Origin of the sequence: Streptosporangium sp. NPDC087985, from assembly GCF_044741965.1 — a bacterium.
Lineage (GTDB): Bacteria > Actinomycetota > Actinomycetes > Streptosporangiales > Streptosporangiaceae > Streptosporangium.
This window is the reverse complement of record NZ_JBIUTQ010000007.1, coordinates 102,766-122,329: the sequence shown is the minus strand read 5'-3', so window position 1 is coordinate 122,329 and position 19,564 is coordinate 102,766. Positions and strand designations below refer to the sequence as shown.

The 19,564-nt window shown below is 68.1% G+C and carries 22 protein-coding genes and 1 pseudogene; 6 read left to right on the top strand and 17 right to left on the bottom strand.

The window, feature by feature from the left end; translation table 11 throughout:
- Positions 1-91 precede the first annotated feature (91 nt).
- Positions 92-1,288, top strand: coding sequence for an AI-2E family transporter (locus tag ACIN94_RS16700; protein WP_400706211.1), 1,197 nt, complete (start codon positions 92-94; stop codon positions 1,286-1,288).
- Here ACIN94_RS16700 and ACIN94_RS16695 read toward each other — a convergent pair.
- From ACIN94_RS16695 to ACIN94_RS16685, 3 genes are all read right to left on the bottom strand, one after another.
- Positions 1,248-2,039, bottom strand: a complete 792-nt coding sequence (locus tag ACIN94_RS16695; protein WP_400706208.1) for an alpha/beta fold hydrolase — start codon at positions 2,037-2,039, stop codon at positions 1,248-1,250. The two genes, ACIN94_RS16700 and ACIN94_RS16695, sit on opposite strands and share 41 nt — an antisense overlap.
- 74 nt (positions 2,040-2,113) lie before the next feature.
- Positions 2,114-2,827, bottom strand: coding sequence for an alpha/beta hydrolase (locus ACIN94_RS16690; protein WP_400706205.1), 714 nt, complete (start codon positions 2,825-2,827; stop codon positions 2,114-2,116).
- Between the two features lie 131 nt (positions 2,828-2,958).
- On the bottom strand, positions 2,959-3,210 hold the full coding sequence (locus ACIN94_RS16685; protein WP_400706202.1) for an ATP/GTP-binding protein: 252 nt from the start codon (positions 3,208-3,210) through the stop codon (positions 2,959-2,961).
- A gap of 323 nt (positions 3,211-3,533) precedes the next feature.
- On the opposite strand from ACIN94_RS16685, the gene ACIN94_RS16680 reads away from it, so the two are divergent.
- From ACIN94_RS16680 to ACIN94_RS16665, 4 genes and pseudogenes are all read left to right on the top strand, one after another.
- Positions 3,534-3,761, top strand: coding sequence for a hypothetical protein (locus ACIN94_RS16680; protein WP_400706639.1), 228 nt, complete (start codon positions 3,534-3,536; stop codon positions 3,759-3,761).
- Positions 3,762-3,770: 9 nt separating this feature from the next.
- Positions 3,771-4,430 carry an endonuclease NucS gene (nucS, locus tag ACIN94_RS16675; RefSeq protein ID WP_400706199.1) on the top strand — a complete coding sequence of 220 codons (660 nt, stop codon included), beginning with the start codon at positions 3,771-3,773 and terminating at the stop codon, positions 4,428-4,430.
- Between the two features lie 15 nt (positions 4,431-4,445).
- A pseudogene (locus ACIN94_RS16670) lies at positions 4,446-4,541 on the top strand (DNA-binding response regulator); the annotation flags it as partial.
- Between the two features lie 221 nt (positions 4,542-4,762).
- Positions 4,763-5,368: a TetR/AcrR family transcriptional regulator gene (locus ACIN94_RS16665; protein ID WP_400706196.1), complete on the top strand. Its 606-nt coding sequence runs from the start codon at positions 4,763-4,765 to the stop codon at positions 5,366-5,368.
- Positions 5,369-5,388: 20 nt separating this feature from the next.
- Here ACIN94_RS16665 and ACIN94_RS16660 read toward each other — a convergent pair whose 3' ends face one another.
- Entirely contained in the window at positions 5,389-5,706 is a 318-nt protein-coding gene (locus tag ACIN94_RS16660; RefSeq protein ID WP_400706193.1) for an STAS domain-containing protein, read from the bottom strand.
- 232 nt (positions 5,707-5,938) lie between these two features.
- Positions 5,939-9,094 (bottom strand): S41 family peptidase, encoded by a 3,156-nt coding sequence (locus ACIN94_RS16655; protein ID WP_400706190.1) that lies wholly within the window; start codon positions 9,092-9,094, stop codon positions 5,939-5,941.
- A gap of 64 nt (positions 9,095-9,158) precedes the next feature.
- Between ACIN94_RS16655 and ACIN94_RS16650 the strand changes: the two genes are divergently transcribed.
- Entirely contained in the window at positions 9,159-9,749 is a 591-nt protein-coding gene (locus tag ACIN94_RS16650; protein WP_400706187.1) for a cob(I)yrinic acid a,c-diamide adenosyltransferase, read from the top strand.
- Between the two features lie 112 nt (positions 9,750-9,861).
- On the opposite strand, the gene ACIN94_RS16645 is transcribed toward ACIN94_RS16650, so the two are convergent.
- The 12 genes from ACIN94_RS16645 to ACIN94_RS16590 form a co-directional block, all read right to left on the bottom strand.
- Positions 9,862-10,272, bottom strand: coding sequence for a DUF2550 domain-containing protein (locus ACIN94_RS16645; protein ID WP_400706184.1), 411 nt, complete (start codon positions 10,270-10,272; stop codon positions 9,862-9,864).
- A gap of 42 nt (positions 10,273-10,314) precedes the next feature.
- Positions 10,315-10,722 (bottom strand): F0F1 ATP synthase subunit epsilon, encoded by a 408-nt coding sequence (locus ACIN94_RS16640; RefSeq protein ID WP_400706181.1) that lies wholly within the window; start codon positions 10,720-10,722, stop codon positions 10,315-10,317.
- A 65-nt stretch (positions 10,723-10,787) separates the two neighbouring features.
- Positions 10,788-12,215 carry a F0F1 ATP synthase subunit beta gene (atpD, locus tag ACIN94_RS16635; protein ID WP_400706178.1) on the bottom strand — a complete coding sequence of 476 codons (1,428 nt, stop codon included), beginning with the start codon at positions 12,213-12,215 and terminating at the stop codon, positions 10,788-10,790.
- Between the two features lies 1 nt (position 12,216).
- The gene (locus ACIN94_RS16630) at positions 12,217-13,116 is read right to left on the bottom strand and encodes a F0F1 ATP synthase subunit gamma (protein ID WP_400706175.1); all 900 of its coding nucleotides are present in this window, start codon (positions 13,114-13,116) and stop codon (positions 12,217-12,219) included.
- A gap of 3 nt (positions 13,117-13,119) precedes the next feature.
- Positions 13,120-14,769 carry a F0F1 ATP synthase subunit alpha gene (gene atpA / locus ACIN94_RS16625; protein WP_400706172.1) on the bottom strand — a complete coding sequence of 550 codons (1,650 nt, stop codon included), beginning with the start codon at positions 14,767-14,769 and terminating at the stop codon, positions 13,120-13,122.
- Between the two features lie 23 nt (positions 14,770-14,792).
- On the bottom strand, positions 14,793-15,605 hold the full coding sequence (locus ACIN94_RS16620) for a F0F1 ATP synthase subunit delta (RefSeq protein WP_400706169.1): 813 nt from the start codon (positions 15,603-15,605) through the stop codon (positions 14,793-14,795).
- Positions 15,605-16,147 (bottom strand): F0F1 ATP synthase subunit B, encoded by a 543-nt coding sequence (locus ACIN94_RS16615; protein WP_400706166.1) that lies wholly within the window; start codon positions 16,145-16,147, stop codon positions 15,605-15,607. The genes ACIN94_RS16620 and ACIN94_RS16615 overlap by 1 nt, the downstream gene beginning before the upstream one ends.
- Positions 16,148-16,178: 31 nt before the next feature.
- Complete coding sequence (gene atpE / locus ACIN94_RS16610; protein WP_012888402.1) at positions 16,179-16,412, bottom strand: ATP synthase F0 subunit C; 234 nt, start codon at positions 16,410-16,412, stop codon at positions 16,179-16,181.
- A 64-nt stretch (positions 16,413-16,476) separates the two neighbouring features.
- Positions 16,477-17,271, bottom strand: coding sequence for a F0F1 ATP synthase subunit A (gene atpB, locus ACIN94_RS16605; protein WP_400706162.1), 795 nt, complete (start codon positions 17,269-17,271; stop codon positions 16,477-16,479).
- Positions 17,272-17,338: 67 nt separating this feature from the next.
- The gene (locus ACIN94_RS16600) at positions 17,339-17,554 is read right to left on the bottom strand and encodes a hypothetical protein (RefSeq protein ID WP_400706159.1); all 216 of its coding nucleotides are present in this window, start codon (positions 17,552-17,554) and stop codon (positions 17,339-17,341) included.
- Between the two features lie 85 nt (positions 17,555-17,639).
- Positions 17,640-18,056: a hypothetical protein gene (locus ACIN94_RS16595; protein WP_400706156.1), complete on the bottom strand. Its 417-nt coding sequence runs from the start codon at positions 18,054-18,056 to the stop codon at positions 17,640-17,642.
- A gap of 153 nt (positions 18,057-18,209) precedes the next feature.
- Positions 18,210-19,523: a glycosyltransferase family 4 protein gene (locus ACIN94_RS16590; RefSeq protein WP_400706153.1), complete on the bottom strand. Its 1,314-nt coding sequence runs from the start codon at positions 19,521-19,523 to the stop codon at positions 18,210-18,212.
- Between the last annotated feature and the right edge of the window lie 41 nt (positions 19,524-19,564).

Genomic DNA, 19,564 nt, shown 5'->3' with positions numbered 1-19,564 from the left:
CGCCCTCCCCTCCCACTCACGCACCTCCGGAGCCTCCCCCTCACCGCACCCCCGGAGCGCGGTTTCGCGTTCCCCAGAGCCAGGAGCAGCCGTGCCTGAAGCCTCCCGGACAGCCGACGCTCTCACGACGTCCGCCCCGGACCCCGGAGCCTCCCCCGAGGCTCTCCCGGCCGAGGCTCTTCGGGCTGAGGCCGTGGGCGGCCCCGTCCCCGCCTCGGAGGCACCCCAGGAGCAGGCGGCACCGTACGGCCGGCCGGGCAAGCCACTGGCCAAGAACCCCTTCCTCGTCGGCCTGACCGCCGGAATGGGCCTACTGACCGCGTGGGCCCTCGCCCAGGCCCTGGTCACCTCGCGCAGCGTGATCGTGCTGGTCGTGGTGGCGATGTTCCTCGCCCTCGGACTGAACCCGGCTGTCGAGGCACTGCAGCGGCGCGGGCTGGCCCGCCGCGGGGCGATCTCGATCGTCTTCGGCGCGGTGATCCTGTTCTTCGTGCTCTTCGGGCTGGCGATCGTCCCGCCGGTGAGCCAGGAGACGGCCTCGTTCGTCAGCGCGGTCCCCGGCTACGTCCAGGAACTGCTCGCCAACCCCACCCTGAAGGAACTGGACAGCGACTACCAGATCCTGACCAGGATCGGCGTCTACATCACCAGTGGCGGCCTCGCCGAGACCGTGGCGGGAGGGCTGGTCGGTGCGGGCGCGGTGGTGTTCGACGCGTTCTTCTCCGGCGTCACGCTGCTGGTCCTGACGCTGTACTTCCTCGGCTCACTGCCCTCGATCAAGGACTACCTGTTCAGGCTCGTGCCCAGCAGCCGCAGGGAGCGGGCCCAGGCGCTCGGCGACGAGATCATCAGCGGCATCGGCGGCTACGTGGCCGGCAACCTGCTGATCTCGGTAATCGCCGGTGTGGTCACCTGGGGATTCCTCGCCGTCCTGGGCGTCGAGTACGCACTGGCACTCGCCCTGGTGGTGGCGGTCACCGACCTGATCCCGCTGGTCGGCGCGACGATCGGCTCGGTGCTGGTGAGCGGGGTGGCACTGCTCCAGTCGGGGACGCTCGGTATCGCCTGTGCCATCATCTCCCTGCTCTACCAGCAGATCGAGAACTACCTGATCTATCCGCGCGTGATGAAACGCTCGGTGGACGTGGCCCCGGCGGTCACCGTGATCGCCGCACTGTTCGGCGGCGCGCTGCTCGGCATCGTCGGAGCACTGCTGGCCATCCCGGTGGCCGCGGCGATCGCGCTGATCATCCGCGAGGTGGTGATCCCCCGGCAAGCTCGTCTATGAAGCCGGCCACCGCGCGGTTGAACGCCTCGGGCTGTTCGATCGCACTCAGGTGACCCGCCCTCCCGATCACGGTCAGCCGGCCGTCCGGCACGGCCTCGACCATCGTCTCGGCGTCGGCAGGCGGGGTGAGCTCGTCTTCCTCTCCCACGATCACCAGGGCGGGCACCTTGAGCCCTCGCAGGGTGTCGAAGGAGTCGGGGCGGCCCGCCATGGCCCGCTGGGCCCAGGCCACGGCCTTCGGCGGGGCCGACTGGACCAGCCCGCGCACCCGGCCGAACACCATCGCCCTGCGCTGCACGGTGGTCGCCCCCACCAGCGTCGGAAGCGTCTCCTCCACGAGGACCGAGGTACCCCTGTCGAGCACGGCGGCGGCGATGCGCTCCCGGTTCGCCCTGGCCGCCTCGGGGTCTGCGCTCGCCTTGGTGTCGGCGAGGACCACTCCCAGCACCCGGTCGGGGTGGCGGCGGCACAGGGCCATCGTCACGTAGCCGCCCATCGACAGGCCGCCGACGACGGCCCGGTCGACGCCCTCGTGATCGAGCAGGCGCACGACGTCGTCTGCCATCACGTCAAGGGAGGGTTCGTCGTCCCCGAGCACCGAGCCGCCGAAGCCGCGCAGGTCGGGGGTGATGACCTTGCAGACAGTGCCCAGAGTCTCGCGCTGGGCCAGCCACATGGCCGATGACAGGGGGAACGCGTGGAGGAGGACGACGGGAAGTCCCTCCCCGGCCGATCGCGTGTACAGGTGCACGCAGTCAACCGTAATCGCGGACCTCCGATCTGGCACCCCCCGACTCACACCGGTCTGTGATGGCGTCCGAAAGCCTACGAGCCGGGGATCTCCGTGGAGAGGGGATGGGCCGCCGGGTTGACCCGCCGGACGATCTCGTTGAGGACGATCCGCACGTACGGCTCACCGACCCACAGGTGCTTGGCGCCGTCCACCCCGACGACCTCGGCCTGAGGCACCCGGGCGAACCGCTCGCGGGCCTCCTCCGGCTGGAGGTAGTCGTCGAACTCGGGGACCAGCGCGGTCAACGGCCGGCCGAACTCCGCCCACGCGTCGAGGTCGGCGTCGGTGGCCCGGTGCAGCGGCGGGGAGAGCAGGACGGCGCCCTCAACCAGCGGATCGTGACCCCACTTGAGGGCGAGCTCGGTGCCGAAGGACCAGCCGACCAGCCAGGATCGGGGCAGGTCGTGGAAGTCGGCGTACTCCAGTGCGGCGGCGACGTCGAGGCGTTCCTCCTCTCCCTCACCGAAGGCGCCCTGGGAGGTGCCCCGGTCGGAGGTGGTGCCCCGGGTGTTGAAGCGCAGCACGGCCAGATCCGCCAGCGCGGGCAGCCGGTTGGCCATCTTCTTGTAGACGTGGCTGTCCATCATGCCGCCGTGCGTGGGCAGCGGATGCAGGCAGATCAGTGTGGCCACCGGGGGCCTGTCCATCGGAAGAGCCAGCTCACCGACGAGGGTCAGCCCGTCACCGGTGTGCAGCTCGATCGGTTCCCTGCGCGCGGGCAGCACCGTGGAGGCCCGGATCTCCATGAATTCTCCACTCCGTCTCATGACCGGGCGCCGGTGGACCGGAGGTCCGGGGGTCGGCGCCGTACGATCGTTCCCAGTCCGTGGCCCCGCACCGGTGGACCGGGGGTCCGAGAAGCGCGGGGCGACCGTCCTCAGTATCGGGTCCGGCCGGGACCGCGCCTGACACGGTTGCGCCAGCACGCCGTGTGCCAGTGCCTGCGCTCGTCCTCCCCGCCTGCCCAGGCGGGCCAGCTCACCAGGTGCGGCAGGCCCGATCTGATCTCCTGGTCGCAGCCGGGACACCGGTAGACCTTGTCGGCTCCGGCCCCGGTGACCCGGCGCACGTGCCAGTCGCCGTCGGGCCACTCCTCCACCTGGTCGATACCGGGAACGGACTGCCCCACGGGGCGGGAGGAGGCTCCACGGCCACCTCCGCGGGCGAAGGGGTCCAGCCGGCGGGATTTACGGGGGCTCATGGCTGGTCGCGGATGCTTCGCACCCCGGCCGTGCCGAGCTCGACCACTCCGGCCATCTCAAAAGCGCCTGTCATCGCTCTCCCCACCGCACCCGCATCGCCCCGCCAAATCCCGGCCGGTCCGGCGATCGCCCGTTCCGACACCGAAACAGTCTCCCCGAGGGAACCTGCTGCCCAAAAAGGGCCAAAAAATGGAGGGTACCGCGCCTATGACCCTCTACCGGACATGAGCAGGAGGAAGCCACTTGAACGATCGAGGTCAGCGACTCCCTGCTCTCCAAGCGCATCATCACCCTGGAGGAGGCCGGTTACGTCAGAGTGGAGAAGGCGTCCGTGGGCAAACGCCCCCCGGACCTGGCTGATCCTCACCGACGAGGGACGACGGGCGTTTCAGGACTACGTCTCCATGCTGAGACACCTCACCGAAGGAACCCAGTGGCCGGACCGGTCCTGGAGATCCGGGCCCCGTCCGGCCGGTAGGGTCTGAGCATGCGTCTGGTCATCGCGCGGTGCAGCGTGGATTACGTCGGAAAGCTCACCGCCCACCTTCCGATGGCGCCTCGGCTCATCCTGATCAAGGCTGACAGCAGCGTCTCCATCCATGCTGACGACCGGGCTTTCAAGCCGCTGAACTGGATGAACCCGCCGTGCAAGCTCCGCGAGGAGGAGGGCACCTGGACGGTGACCCACGGCAAGACCGGCGAGAAGCTCGTCCTCACCATGGAGGAGATCCTCCACGACTCCAGCCACGAACTGGGCGTCGACCCCGGCCTGATCAAGGACGGCGTCGAGGCGCACCTGCAGGAGTTGCTGGCCGAGCACATCACCACGCTGGGCGCGGGCTGGACGCTGGTCCGCCGCGAATACATGACGGCGATCGGCCCGGTGGACATCCTCTGCCGCGACCACACGGGGGCGACCGTGGCCGTGGAGCTCAAGCGCCGGGGTGACATCGACGGTGTCGAGCAGCTCACCCGCTATCTGGAGCTCCTCAACCGCGACCCGCTCCTCGCCCCGGTGAAGGGTATCTTCGCCGCCCAGGAGATCAAGCCGCAGGCCCGCGTGCTCGCCGGCGACCGCGGCATCGACTGCGTCATCCTCGACTACGACAGGCTACGGGGCATCGAGCGCAACGACACCCTGTTCTGACGCGAGACCACGGTCAAGACCCATCTGCTCCGTATCTTCGGCAAGCTCGGCGTCTCCGACCGCACCTCCGCCGTGACCACGGCTCTGGACCGAGGATTCATCACCCGGTAGGCGGAAGGAACAACCGCTGACCCGCCCACCCGCACATCGGGGAACTTGACCGACCAGTCAGGCTTGTCACCTCCTTGCATGGATGATGGAAGCGGTTGCACACTTACTCTTCCGCAAAAAGGATCTTGCACCCATAATGGTGGATTCTGGGGGCCAGGATCATGAGGTGGAAGTGATAAAGCGAGCATTTGTCAAGTCCATATCGACAGCGGGGGCTTGACATGAATAAGCGATTTTACAGAGGAATGTCAGCGGAGGAGCGGCTGGCAGAGCGCCGGGAACGCCTGATCTCTGCGGCATACACGCTATACGCCGACGTGGGTTTTCCAGAGACCACGATCGAGAAGCTGTGCACCCTGGCCCGTATCTCCAATCGGGCCTTCTACGAGTGCTTCTCCGGCCGTAACGAGCTACTGCAGGCGGTGCACGACAGGTGCGTGCGGGAGACGCTGCTGTCGGTGTCGAACTCCCTGGAACAGGCCCCGGACACGCCGGCCGGCCGGATCGAGGCGGGCATCGCCGGATACATCGGCTTCGTCACCGAGGACAGGCGACGCGCCCGGATCATGCACCTGGAGGTGCGCCGGGCGGGTGACTGCCTCACCAGGTCGCGGCAGCAGGCCCTGGCGGCGTTCACCCGGATCGTCGAGACCAACGTCTCCGACCTGCCGGAGGCCACCAAGGCCAACCCGCACCTGCTGACGGTGGGCGTGATCGGGGCGATCCAGGAACTGCTCATCGAGTGGGTGCTGGTCGACGACCCTCCCGAGATCGATCAACTGATCAGCACCGCCGTACACATCTTCCACCGGTCCTTCCTGACCTGAACGTCGCCGGGCGGAGAGGGTCAGGCAACCGCGGCCACGGGAGACTCGACGGTGAGCACCTTGTTGAGCCGGGTCACGGCCAGCACGCGCATGACCCGCGGCGGTACCCCACGCAGGACGAGGCGACGTTCAGCGGCCAGCGCGCGACGATGCGTGCCCACCAGGACCCCGAGACCGGTGGCGTCGATCATCTCCAGCCCGGAAAGGTCCACGATCAGGTAGCCACTGCCGGAGTCGACAGCTCGGTGCAACCGCGGACGCACCCCGGCGACGGTACCCACGTCGAGCCGGTTGCCGACACTGACCACCTGGGCTCCGGGTTTTCCAGTGACGCGCATTCCGCCTGCCTCCCTTCTCATGCACTCTTCCACCCTGACCTACCGTGCCCCACCCCTGACCTACCGTGCCCCACCGCAGGGAAAAAATACGGTTCAGAACCAACCTTTTGCGGAACGACGTGAATGGCGACGGTCCGGTCGGTGACATCCACCGGAGCCCACCGGACTCGATCACGTCCTCGAGGCCGGTGGGCTCCGGACCGTTCAGGTCCGCCGGACGACAGATATCCCTCTACGGACGGGGCGGCAGCGCCGGACGGCGGCGGGAGGGACGGCTCACGGTGTCGGGCGGGGTTACCGCGGGCCGCTCGCCGAGGGCGGCCAGCGCGAGCCGTACGGCCTCCTCGATCTGCGGGTCCCGGCCCGCAGCCCAGTCACCTGGAGTGATGTCCAGCTCGACATCGGGGTCGACCCCGTAGTTCTCCACTCCCCAGCCGAGCCCCTCGAACCAGAACCCGTACCGGGGGACGGTGATGTGCGACCCGTCCACCAGGCGGTGGCCGCCCTCGATGCCGATGACACCGCCCCAGGTGCGGGTGCCCACCACCGGCCCCAGTTTGTAGATCTTGAAGGCGGCGGTGACGATGTCCCCGTCTGATCCGGCGTCCTGGTCGGTGACCGCGACCAGCGGGCCGCGCGGGGCGTCATCGGGATAGGTGCCCGGCGCCATGCCCCTGGGCATATCCCAGGCGATGACCCTGCGGAGCAGCTTCTCGATGACGAGCTGGGAGGTGTGGCCACCCCGGTTGCCCCGGACGTCCACGACGAGCCCCTCGAAGGTCATCTCCCTGCGCAGATCGCGGTGGAACTGCGCCCAGCCCTCGGCGACCATGTCCGGGATGTGCAGGTAGCCGAGCCTGCCACCGCTGAGATCACGGACGTGGGCCCGGCGCCCGCTCACCCAGTCCTGGTAGCGCAGCCGCCGCTCGTCGCCGAGCGGCGTGACGACGACCCTGCGCCCGCCCCCCAGGGTCAGCTCGACCGGCTTGTCCACCGCGCCGACCAGCAGCGGCGCGGGGCCCTGCGGCGGCACCGGACGGCCGTCGACCGCCAGCAGCGTCTCCCCCGGCTGGATCGCCACGCCGGGCGCGGCCAGCGGCGAGCGGGCATGCACGTCGGAGGACTCGCCGGGCAGCACCCGGTCCACCTGCCAGCGGCCGTCACCGTCCCTGGACAGGTCGGCTCCGAGCAGGCCGACCGGGTCGGACGCGGGATGCCCCCAGGGGGCGGCGTCGACATAGGCGTGCGAGCTGCCGAGCTCTCCGGCGACCTCCCAGAGCAGGTCGGCGAAGTCGTCGGCGGTGGCGACCCGCTCCACCAGCGGCCGGTACTCCTCCAGCACCGCGTCCCATTCGACGTCCGCCATGTCCTCGACCCAGAAGTCGGCCCGGATCCGGCGGCCCATCTGCGTGTAGGCGTGCCGCCGGTAGGTCTGCGGGTCGACGGTGATCCGGATCCGCGACAGGTCGACGGTCGCGTCGTCGCCCCCGTTCTTGCCGGTCACTGGGCGGACGGTGAGTGTGCCCTTGTCCCGGACGACGAGCTGGGTACCGTCACCGCTCACCCAGTACCCGTCGAGCTTGTCGACCACTTCCTCGCGCGTACGCCTGGACAGGTCGTAGCGGTCCAGCGCGGGCCGGGGAGGCTCGCCCCCCACCTTGTCGCGGTCCTCGCCGAGCTCTCCGGCCAGCGGCTCGCGCAGCCAGGCGAACCCGCCCTTGACCGCGCGGAGCTCCGAGTAACGCCCCTCGGGCACCGGTACCTGTACGACCCTGGCGGCGATGCCGTCCAGATCGACGGTGATCGCGGCGTCGTCCTCGCGCTTCTTCTTGTCGTCGTCATCGGGCTCGCCGACGGGCCGCCCGTCGGAGCTGGGCGCGAACGGCGACGGAGTCGCCGCGGCCAGCGGCACCAGGTAGGGACGGTAGCCGAGCGGGAAGGACAGGTCGAAGGAGTGCCCGTCGTAGACCGGGTCGAAGCCGCGCCGGGACAGGAACGCCAGATACTCCCCGGCGAACGCGGGCGAGACGTCCACGAACCGGCCGTCGGTGACATCGGTGACGACCCGGTCCGCCACGCGGGCCAGCCGGATCCGGCGCAGCCGCGTGGTGTCCGGGTGTGACCAGGCCAGCCAGGCGGAGTCGGACGACCAGGCCAGCCCGTCGATCTCACCGTTGGCGCGGGTCAGCTCGGTTACCTCGCCGGAGGCCACGTCCGTCAGGAGCAGCCGACCGTCTCTGGCGGCCACCGCGACCGTGTTCCCGTCGGGCGCGACGGCCAGGTCACCGACCTCGCCGAGCTCACCCGCCGCGATCCTGCGGCTCTCCCCGCCACCGGCCGGGCTGATCTCCAATCCCTGCCGTTCGCCGTCGTCGAAGACCCACACCACCTGGTCCGGGCCGAGGACGCGCGGCTTTCCGGCGGCCAGGCCGGTGCTGAGCTGCCGCGCCGGGCCGTCCCGGTGGGTGATCCAGTGCACCGAGCCCTGGATCTCCACCGCGCTGGCCCGCCCGGTCGCGTCCACTGCCAGGTCGTGCAGCCTGTGCCCCGCGTTGACCTGGTACGGCTGCCGCCCCCGCACCGGGGAACCGAGCCTGACGTCGAGCTTGCGCGCCTCGGCGTCCAGGCCGTCCAGCAGGTAGAGGTCACCGGCGTTCTGGTAGACGATCCGGGTCCCGTCGGTGGTGGCGTGCCGGGCGTAGAAGACGTCGTGGTCGGTGTGCCGGCTCAGGCCGGTGCCGTCCAGGGCGCAGGAGTAGAGATTGCCGATACCTTCGTGGTCGGAGAGGAAGACCAGGCGTCCGCCGACGAGCATCGGATTGGCGAAGTGGCCCTTCACATCCGCCAGGAGCCGGGTGAAGTCACCCCCGGCCCGCTGGACCCAGAGACGCCCCGCCGTACCGCCCCGGTAGCGCTTCCAGGTCGCCGGGTCACGGGAGAGGGAGGCGGTGAGCAACGCCACCGCCTCCCCGGTGACCGCCAGGTCGGTCACCGGGCCGTAGGGCAGCTGCTCGGCCTGGCCGTCACCGAGCGCATAGGCCCAGGTCCGCGCGGCGAACGGCTGGCCGGTCGCGCTGATCGCGAGCACCCTGCCATCCGGCGTCCAGCCACGCGTGCGGGTCCGGTGGTTGCCCCAGTGGGTCAGCCGCTCGGTGGAACCGGACTCCAGGTCGGCCAGGAACACCTCGGGAGCGCCGTCGCGGACGCTGGTCCAGGCGACCTCTGTGGCGTCGGGGGAGAGTCGGGGATGACCGGCGGGCGCCCGGTCGGAGGAGAGGCGCCAGGCTCGGCCGCCGTCCGCGGGGGCCGCCCAGACGTCGTCGTCGGCGACGAAGGTGAGGGTCTCGCGGGAGATGTGGGGGAATCGCAGGTACGAACCAGAAACCATCGATAGATCATATTGTCCGATACCGCGATAAACCGAAGAATTTTTGCCCGCTACGCTGGGCCGCATGACGCGAGCTGACAGGGACAAGCCGGTAGTGCTCTCCAAGATCTACACACGGACCGGTGACGACGGTACGACCGCGCTCGGAGACATGAGCCGCACCCGCAAGACCGACCCCCGGCTGGCCGCCTACGCGGACGTTGAGGAGGCCAATGCGGCGATCGGCGTGGCCCTGGCCACAGGCTCCCTCGACGAGGACATCGCGGCGGTCCTCGTCCGGATCCAGAACGAGCTGTTCGACGTCGGCGCCGACCTGTGCACCCCTGTCACGGAGAACCCCGAGTTCCCGCCGTTGCGGGTCGAACCCTCCTACATCGAATGGCTGGAGGCACGCTGCGACGAGTTCAACGGACGGCTCAAGCCGCTGCGCAGCTTCATCCTCCCCGGCGGTACCCCGGCCGTCGCCCAGCTCCATGTCGCCAGGACGGTGGCCCGGCGGGCCGAGCGGACCACCTGGTCGGCTCTGGAGGCCCACGACGACGTCAACCCGCTGACCGCCAAATACCTCAACCGGCTGAGCGATCTGATGTTCATCCTCTGCCGGATCGCCGCCAAGGGCGACGAGATCCTCTGGAAGCCCGGCGGCACCCGCTGATCCCGGCGTTCACGCAGACCCCCCTCCTCGTACGGCTCGCCCGTCGCCGCCGGCCAGGGACCGACGGGGGCGCGCGGAGAGCCGAACCGGAGGCGGGGTCCGCCGGGGAAGGTCAGGCGACGTCGAGGTAGGCGCCGGGCGGGGCGGACTCCAGCCAGGCGACGAAGCCGGTCAGGGCGCGGTATCCCATGGCGAGCTCGAACGCGCTCTGCCCGTTCCGGCACTCCAGCGCCGTCACACCCTCGATGAAGCCGTAGAACTCGCCGGACCCGACCTTACGGCGCCCGGAAACCACAAGGCCGCGCCTCACGATCACGTGGCGCGGCCTTGGGAGCAGACCTACAAGTGGAATCCAGTTGAGCTGGCCGTCGGCGTAACGGGCTACCCCGACCCGCCAGCCTCGCTCTCCCGACATCGGGCGCAGACAACACAGCACCGAGCCGCGGAAGCGGCTCAGGATCAGCACTCGGGAGGCAAGGAGGGCGACAAGCAGCGCCACTACGATGAGTACGTCCAGCACCACGTCTGCCGCCCCCAAAAAAGCCGTACCGCTCAGAAGCAGAATTTATCCGACTTCTTCGCCGGCCGCTCGCAACCGGGCCCTGGCACGCTTGGCCTCGACAGCGGCGTCCGCGTCCTCCTGGTTGGCCTCGATCGAGGCCTGCGCACGCTGAAGCGCGTCCCTGGCCGCGGCGACGTCCACCTCGGAGCCGAGCTCGGCCATCTCGGCCAGGATCGACACCTCGTCGTCGGCCACCGAGAGGAACCCGCCGTGGACCGCGGCGATGAGGTCGCTCTCACCGTCTCCACGCTTGACCGTCAGCACGCCGCCCTCGACGAGAACACCGAGCACGGGCGCATGCTTAGGCATGATACCGATCTCGCCGTCGATGGTCTTGGCAATCACCATGTCGGCCTCGCCGGACCAGATCTCACGCTCCGGCGAGACGACGCCTACTCGCAGCTTCGCCACGTTCTCTCCAGTTCCTTTCGAACCAGGCACCGGTACGGCTCGCGCCGTACCGGTGCCGAAGGCGACTAGCGGGCGAGGTCCTTGGCCTTGGCGATGGCCTGCTCGATGCCACCGACCATGAAGAACGCCTGCTCGGGCAGGTGGTCGTACTCACCGGCGCACAGACCCTTGAACGAGGCGATCGTCTCGTCCAGCGGCACGAACTCACCCGGCTGACCGGTGAACGCCTCAGCGGCGTACATCGGGTGGGAGAGGAAGCGCTCGATACGACGGGCCCGGTTGACGGTGACCTTGTCCTCTTCGGAGAGCTCGTCGATACCGAGGATCGCGATGATGTCCTGCAGTTCCTTGTACTTCTGCAGGATCCGCTTGGTCTCCTGGGCCACGCGGTAGTGCTCCTCGCCGATGATCAGCGGGTCGAGGATCCGCGAGGTGGAGTCGAGCGGGTCCACCGCGGGGTAGATGCCCTTCTCCGAGATCGGCCGGGACAGAACGGTCTGCGCGTCGAGGTGCGCGAACGCGTTGTGCGGGGCCGGGTCGGTGATGTCGTCCGCGGGGACGTAGATCGCCTGCATCGAGGTGATCGAGTGACCGCGGGTCGAGGTGATGCGCTCCTGGAGGACACCCATCTCGTCGGCCAGGGTCGGCTGGTAACCCACCGCGGACGGCATACGGCCGAGCAGGGTGGAGACCTCGGAACCGGCCTGGGTGAACCGGAAGATGTTGTCGATGAACAGAAGCACGTCCTGCTTCTGCACGTCACGGAAGTACTCCGCCATGGTGAGGGCGGAGAGCGCGACGCGCAGACGCGTGCCCGGGGGCTCGTCCATCTGGCCGAAGACGAGCGCGGTGTCCTTGAGGACGCCGGCCTCGTCCATCTCCAGCCAGAGGTCGTTACCCTCACGGGTACGCTCGCCGACGCCCGCGAACACCGAGGTGCCCGAGAACTTCAGCGCGACTCGGCGGATCATCTCCTGGATCAGAACGGTCTTGCCGACACCGGCGCCACCGAACAGACCGATCTTTCCACCCTTCACGTACGGGGTGAGCAGGTCGATGACCTTGATGCCGGTGGGCAGCATCTCGGTGCGCGACTCAAGGGTGTCGAAGGAGGGCGACGGGCGGTGGATGCCCCAGCGCTCCTCGACCTTGAGCGACGCGGTCGGCACGTCCAGGGACTCGCCGAGCGTGTTCCAGACGTGGCCCTTGACGACGTCGCCGACCGGCACCGAGATGGCCGCGCCGGTGTCGGACACCGCGGCACCACGGGTGAGGCCGTCGGTGGGCTGCATGGAGATGGCTCGGACCAGGTTGTCACCCAGGTGCTGGGCGACCTCCAGGGTCAGGGTCTTGGTCTCCCCGCCAAGGGCGACCTCGACCTTGAGGGCGTTGTAGATATCGGGCATCGCCTCGACGGGGAACTCCACGTCGACGACGGGACCGGTGACCCGCGCGACGCGGCCCACGCCGGTCTCAACAGTCTGTGCAGTCATTTCACTCTTTCCCCGCTGCGGCGTCAGCCAGCGCGTTCGCGCCACCGACGATCTCGCTGATTTCCTGGGTGATCTCGGCCTGGCGAGCCTGGTTCATCTGCATGGTGAACACACGGATCAGCTCGTTGGCGTTGTCGGTCGCCGACTTCATGGCCCGGCGACGCGAGGCGTGCTCCGAGGCCGCGGACTGGAGCAGCGCGCTGAAGATACGCGACTCCACATAGCGCGGCAGCAGGCTGTCGAGCACGTCGCCCGCGGTGGGCTCGAACTCGAAGTACGGCAGCGGCGTGTCCGAAACCTCGGCGGTCTCCTCGACCTCCAGCGGCAGGATGCGCTTGACCATGACCTCTTGCGTGAGCATGGACACGAACCCGGTGGAGACGATGTGGATCTCGTCCACGCCGTCTTCGGCCGAGAACGCCTGGATCAGCGTGTCCGCGATCTCCTTGGCGTTGGTGTAGGAGGGGTTGTCGGAGAATCCCGACCACTGCCCGCCCATCTCGCGGCCACGGAAAGTGTGCCAGGTGATGCCCTTGCGACCCACCACGAAGGGCGTGGGCGTGATGCCCTTGCTCTTCAGCAGGTTGCTGAGCGCTTCGGCCTCACGCAGGATGTTCGCGTTGAAGCCGCCGCAGAACCCGCGGTCGCTGGTGACGATGAGCACGGCCGCCTTGGTGGCCTGCTCCTTCGCCACGGTCAGCGGGTGGTCGACGCTGGCGGTGTTGCTGACGACACCGGTGACGGCACGAGTGATCTCGTGCTCGTACGGCACGGCCGCCTGCATCCGCAGCTGAGCCTTCACGATGCGCGACGAAGCAATGAGCTCCTGGGCGCGCGTGATCTTCGCCGTGGATCTGACCGACTTGATCCGCCGCCGCAGCAGTCTTAGCTGGGCACCCATCGGCTACTTCTTCTCAACCGCGCGGACGCGCTTGGTGATCTTCTCCTGGCCGACCGCGTCGGCCCCGAGGGCCGCGACCGGCTCGTCGCGGATCAGCAGCTCACCCGAGGCGGTCTCGAAGGTCTTCTTGAACTCGGTGATGGCGTCCTTGAGGGTCGTCACCGTGTCGTCCGACAGGTCCTTGGTCTCACGGATGCTGTCGAAGACGCCCTTGTTCTCGCGCGACAGGTAGTCCAGGAAGTCCGCCTCGAACCGGCGGATGTCCTCGACCGGGACGTCGTCGAGCTCGCCGGTGGTGCCGGCCCAGACCGAAACGACCTGCTTCTCAACCGGGAGCGGGCTGTACTGGGCCTGCTTGAGCAGCTCGACCAGGCGCTGGCCGCGCTCCAGCTGAGCACGGGAGGCCGCGTCCAGGTCGGAGGCGAAGGAGGCGAAGGCCTCCAGGTCACGGAACTGCGACAGCGACAGGCGCAGCGTGCCGGCGACCTTCCTCATCGCCTTGACCTGCGCCGAGCCACCGACTCGGGAGACGGAGACACCGACGTTGATGGCCGGACGCACACCCGAGTTGAACAGGTCGGTCTCAAGGAAGCACTGGCCGTCGGTGATGGAGATGACGTTGGTCGGGATGAACGCGGAGACGTCGTTACCCTTCGTCTCGATGATCGGCAGACCGGTCATCGAGCCCGAGCCCATGTCCTTGGAGAGCTTCGCGCAGCGCTCCAGCAGACGGGAGTGCAAGTAGAAGACGTCGCCGGGGAACGCCTCACGGCCCGGCGGGCGGCGCAGCAGCAGCGAGACGGCGCGGTAGGCGTCGGCCTGCTTGGTGAGGTCGTCGAAAACGATGAGAACGTGCTTGCCCTGGTACATCCAGTGCTGGCCGATGGCCGAACCGGTGTAGGGGGCGAGGTACTTGTAACCGGCCGGGTCGGACGCCGGAGCGGCGACGATGGTGGTGTACTCCATCGCGCCCGCCTCCTCGAGGCGGCCCTTGACCTGGGCGATCGTGGAACCCTTCTGGCCGACCGCGACGTAGACGCAGCGGACCTGCTTGTCGGGGTCGCCGGAGAGCCAGTTCTCCCGCTGGTTGAGGATGGTGTCCACGGCGATGGCGGTCTTGCCGGTGCCACGGTCACCGATGATCAGCTGGCGCTGGCCACGGCCGATCGGCGTCATGGCGTCAACCGCCTTGAGACCGGTCTGCAGCGGCTCCTTCACCGGCTGGCGCTGGACCACGGACGGGGCCTGGAGCTCAAGGGCACGCAGGCCCTCGGACTCGATGGCGCCCTTGCCGTCCATCGGAACACCCAGCGGGTCGACCACACGGCCGAGGAAGGCGTCGCCGACCGGCACGGACAGGACCTCGCCCGTCCGGCGGACCGACTGGCCCTCCTCGATCTTGCTGAAGTCGCCCAGAACAACGACACCGATCTCCCGGACGTCCAGGTTCAGTGCCAGGCCACGCGTGCCGTCCTCGAACTCAAGCAGCTCGTTCGCCATCGCCGAGGGAAGGCCGGAGACATGGGCGATACCGTCGCCGCAGTCGACGACGGTCCCGATCTCCTCGCGCGCGGCGCCTTCCGGCTCGTACGCCTGGACGAAGCGCTCAAGCGCGTCCCGGATCTCGTCCGGCCGGATCGTAAGCTCCGCCATCTCTCTTCAGTCTCCCTATTCGCCTAGCCGGCCAACCGGCGGCGGACTTCTTCGATTCGTCCCGCGATGGTGGTGTCGATGAGATCGTCCCCGATACGGACCGAGAACCCTCCGAGCACTCGCGGATCCACCTCGACGTTCAGATGAACGTCTCGGCCATACGAGGTGCGCAGCCACGTGGCGAGACGTCGCTTCTGCTCCTCGGAGAGCTCGACCGCACTGCGCACCACCGCGACGAGGCGCTGCCGCTGGGCAGCGACCAGGCTGCCGAACTCTTCCAGTCCTCTGTCCAGGCTACGTCCTCGCGGATGTACCACGAGCTGCGTGACCAGGCGGAGGGTGGCGGGGGCGACCTTGCCGGCGAGCAGGGAGCCGAGCAGCTCCCGCTTGGCCTGCGCGGGCGCGCCGACGCCGGTCAGAGTCCGGTGCAGCTCCAGGTTCGAGGCGACGATCCGCCCGAACCGGAACAGCTCGTCCTCGACGTCGTCGAGCTTGCCCTGCGCCTCGGCCTCGGCCGCGGCGGCGATGACGCCGAGACGCTCGATCACGTCGGCCAGGTCACCCGAGCGTGCCCACTTCGCGGACACGGCCGCGAGGGCCGTCTCCAGTGCGGCGTTGCTGACCTTGCCCTCCAGCAGGACCTGTACGGCTTGCGCCTTCTGGGCCGCCGGGCGGGCCGGGTCGGACAGGTTGCGGCGGAGCCCGTGCTCGCGGTCGAACAGGTCGGCGACCGCGAAGAGCTCGTCGGCCAGCGAGCCGAGGTCAGCGCTTCCCGCCACGGCGTTGAAGCGCTCTTCGACCCCGGCCAGCGAAGCCCTGCTCAGACCTCTCAGCATCAGCGGACCGCCGCGCTGCTCGACTCGAGCTCCTCAAGGAACCGGTCGACGGTGCGGCGCTGGCGCGCCTCGTCCTCAAGGGACTCACCGACGATGCGGCCGGCCAGGTCGGTCGAGAGGCGACCGATCTCGGAGCGCAGCTGGGCGAACGCCTGCTGGCGGTCCGCCTCGATCTGGGCGTGCGCGGCCTCGATGAGGCGCCGGGCCTCGGCCTGCGCCTCCTCACGGAGCTCGACCTTGATCTGCGCACCCTGCTCGCGAGCCTCCTCACGCAGGCGGGAAGCCTCGTGACGAGCCTCGGCGAGCTGGTCCTTGTACTGCTTGAGCAGCGCCTGGGCCTCGGCCTGGGCGTCCTGCGCCTTCTGGATTCCGCCTTCGATGGCCTCGGTCCGCTCGACCAGGGTCTTCTGGATGCGCGGGGTGAGGATCCTACCGACGACGATGACGACGACAGCGAACGAGAAGATGCCGACGACAAGCTCGTAGGTGTGTGGGAGGAGAGGGTTTCCCCCCTCCGCCAAGAGTGAAGCTGCCTGAATCATTGGTGCAGCCTTCCGTCAGGTCTGTTGCGTCTTAGCGGAACATGAACGGCGCGACGAGGCCGATCAGGGCGAGGGCCTCGGTCAGAACGAAGCCGAGCAGCATGTTCTGGCGGATCAGGCCGTAGGCCTCAGGCTGGCGGGCGATGGCCTGCACACCCTGACCGAAGATGATGCCGACACCGATGCCGGGGCCGATGGCGGCAAGACCGTAACCGATCGAGCCGAGAGCGTTGAGGGAGCCGGTGACCTCAGCGAGGACGGACATTCCTGTATTCCTTTACGGTCGGCCGGTGGGACGTCCCACCGGTCTGGACTATTCGAGGGTGGTCTTAGTGCTCGGCGTGGAGCGAGTTGCCGATGTACATCGCGGCGAGCATCGAGAAGAGGAACGCTTGCAGGAACTGGATGAACATCTCGAAGCCGGTCATGGCGATGGTCATGACGACACCGACCACGCCGAGCGGGGCGCCCAGCGGTGTGAGCTTCTCAAAAAGGAACCAGAAGCCGACCAGACTGAAGAACGCGAGAATGATGTGGCCGGCGAACATGTTGGCGAACAGTCGCACCGCGTGGGTGAAGGGCGCGATGATCATGTTCGAGAGGAACTCGATCGGGGCCAGCAGCACGTAGATCGGCTTGGGCAGCCCCGGCGGGAACATCATGTTCTTGAAGAAGCCGATCGGACCCTGATGCTTGATGCCCAGGTAGATCTTGAGGAGGTAGATACTGACCGCCAGCACGATCGGGAAGGCGATGTGTGAGGCCACCGGGAACTGCAGGAGGGGCACGACACCCATCAGGTTCCAGATCCAGACCAGGAAGAAGATGCTGAGCAGCAGGCCCATCCACCGGTCGGCGTCCTTACCGAGGAACGGCCGGGCGACCTGGTCGCGGACGAACATGTAGCCCATCTCGGCGACGTTCTGGACGCCCCGGGGCACCAACTTGGGGTTGGCGAAGGCCGACCAGCAGAAGGCGACGACGATGAGCGTGCTCAGGATCGCCAGCAGCACCGGCTTCGTGAACCAGGCGACGCCCTGAATGATCGGGGGGGAGTTGAAGAGTTCGAGGCCCGGAGGCGTGAACTTGTCGTCCCCGGAAGCGAGGAGCGTCAGCGTGCTCACGCGGCGTTCCCTTCAGCGTGGTAGTGGATCGAAATGGCTTCGTCAGCGAAGCGACCGCCGCCGAGGGCTAGCGACCGTACTTCCGGTAGACCAGGTAGACGGCGAGAGTGACTCCGAGAATCAATCCGATCGGGGTGAAGGCGACCACACCAGTCCATTTGGACAGCAACCAGCCCGCACCGCCGTACAGAATCATCCCGGAGAGGAGATAACTGGGAATCGACCAAGCGGCGCTGGCAAAGTCTCGGCCGTCGTCCTCGGGCCGGATTTTCTTCTCGCTCATCGCGGCCCCGAGGATAGCAGGCCTGGTGAGGACTAGTCATATCGAGCCCCGTCACGCGGGCGGAGATCATACAACTCATCGGGAATCACCCAGACCCGGGAGTTTCGCCGTCCGGGTTCACGTAGAGCATCTTGAGCTTCATGAACCCGCGCATCTCACCGACGGTCCAGGCCACGGTGGACGCGACGGCCCCCCAGCCGAACGCCTTGGGCTCGAACACGGTGACGTTCTCGAACGCTTTCAGCAAGGCCATGACGAGCAGGATTTTCACCGCATAGCCCACGACTGCCGCGGTCATCATCGCCATGGGGGAGACCCGGCTGGCGTAGGAGATCGCGACGATGCCGAGGGTGAAGAAGACACAGACGACCAGTGTCCCGATCGCCGCGCCGAGCGCTCCCTTGCCTCCGGCCACCAAGGCGGCGATGACGACCACGACCACGCCCACCAGCAGCGTGGGTAGAGCAGCCCCTTTCAGAAGGCGTACGTCGTTGGCCTGCATCGGCACTCCAAGTAACTTCCATCAAGCGAGCGATTGCTACCTCGCAGGGCTCATCCTGTTGAGCGACTGCTAGTGAAAGCTATCACAAGCTCACGGAAGGACGCCTTTACCTGCCGTTTCAAGTAAAGGATCAAGGGGTTTTCCGGAGCGCGTTCAGCGCGGCGTCTCAGAGGTTGGGAAGCCCGGACGGGGAGCGGTGAGTGACATGTCCGGCGGCACGGACAGTCCCGCCCTGTCGTCGCCGCCGGGGGCCGGCCAGGGGCCACCCGTCTCCGGCGGGAACTGACGGGCCCGCTCCTGAACCGGGCCTCCGTCAGGGTGAACCTGACGTCCCGCGGCGCGGGTCCCACCACCACCGCCACCGCCACCGCTACCGCCCCTCCGCGCCCGCCAGCGCGGCAGCGCCATCATCACCAGCACCCCGACGGCCAGCAGCACGGTGAGCGGGAACAGGATGAGCGGCACACCCTCGACGGACATCGCCACGACCGCGAAGGCGAACAGGAACGTCCAGGTATACATGATCAGCACGCTGCTCCGGTGCGAGTGACCGATGTCCATCAGCCGGTGATGCAGATGCCCCCGGTCGGGCGCGAACGGCGACAGGCCGTTGGAGGTGCGCCGGATCACCGCCATGATCAGGTCGAGCAGCGGCAGCACCAGGATGGCGATCGGCACCAGCAGCGGGAGGATCACCGGGAAGCGGTTGATGCTGGTCGAGTCGAGCGGCGTAATGGTGATCATCGTGGACGCGAGGACCAGGCCCAGCAGCATCGCCCCGGTGTCCCCCATGAAGATCTTGGCCGGGTGGAAGTTGTGCGGCAGGAAGCCGAGGCACATGCCGATGAGCACCGAGGCGATCGCCGCCGTGGCATTTATACTGGTGTCGGAGTAGTCCTTGGACAGGACGATGGAGTAGGTCCAGGTGGCCATGGCCGCGATGCCGACGATCCCGGCGGCCAGGCCGTCCAACCCGTCGACGAAGTTCACCGCGTTGATCATGACGACCACGATCAGGATCGTGAGCAGCGGGCTCAGCGTGGAGTCGAGGATGACCTGGCCGCCCAGCGCGGTGGGCAGGGGGAGCCACGGCAGGCTGACGTCGAAGGCGACGAGCACGCCCGCGGCGCCGATCTGCCCGGCGAGCTTGATGAGGGCGTCCATGCCCCACCAGTCGTCCAGGAAGCCCGTCAGGGTGATCAGGGCGCCCGCTGCGATCAGCGCGATCACGGTCTTACCCTCGGCCAGCTTGCTCCCCGTGTAGGGCAGCTGGCTGGCGATCAGCAGGCCGGCGACGAGCCCGCCGTACATGGCCAGACCACCGAGTCTGGGCGTCGGGATGGTGTGCACGTCACGGTCACGGACCTCTGGCATCGCACCGATGCGGATGGCGAACACGCGGACCAACGGGACCAGCAGATAGGTCACCGCCGCCGCCATCAGCGCCATGAGTAGATATTCGCGCACGGACCTAGTTTCGCGGATAGTCCGGCCAACTGTGACCGGAA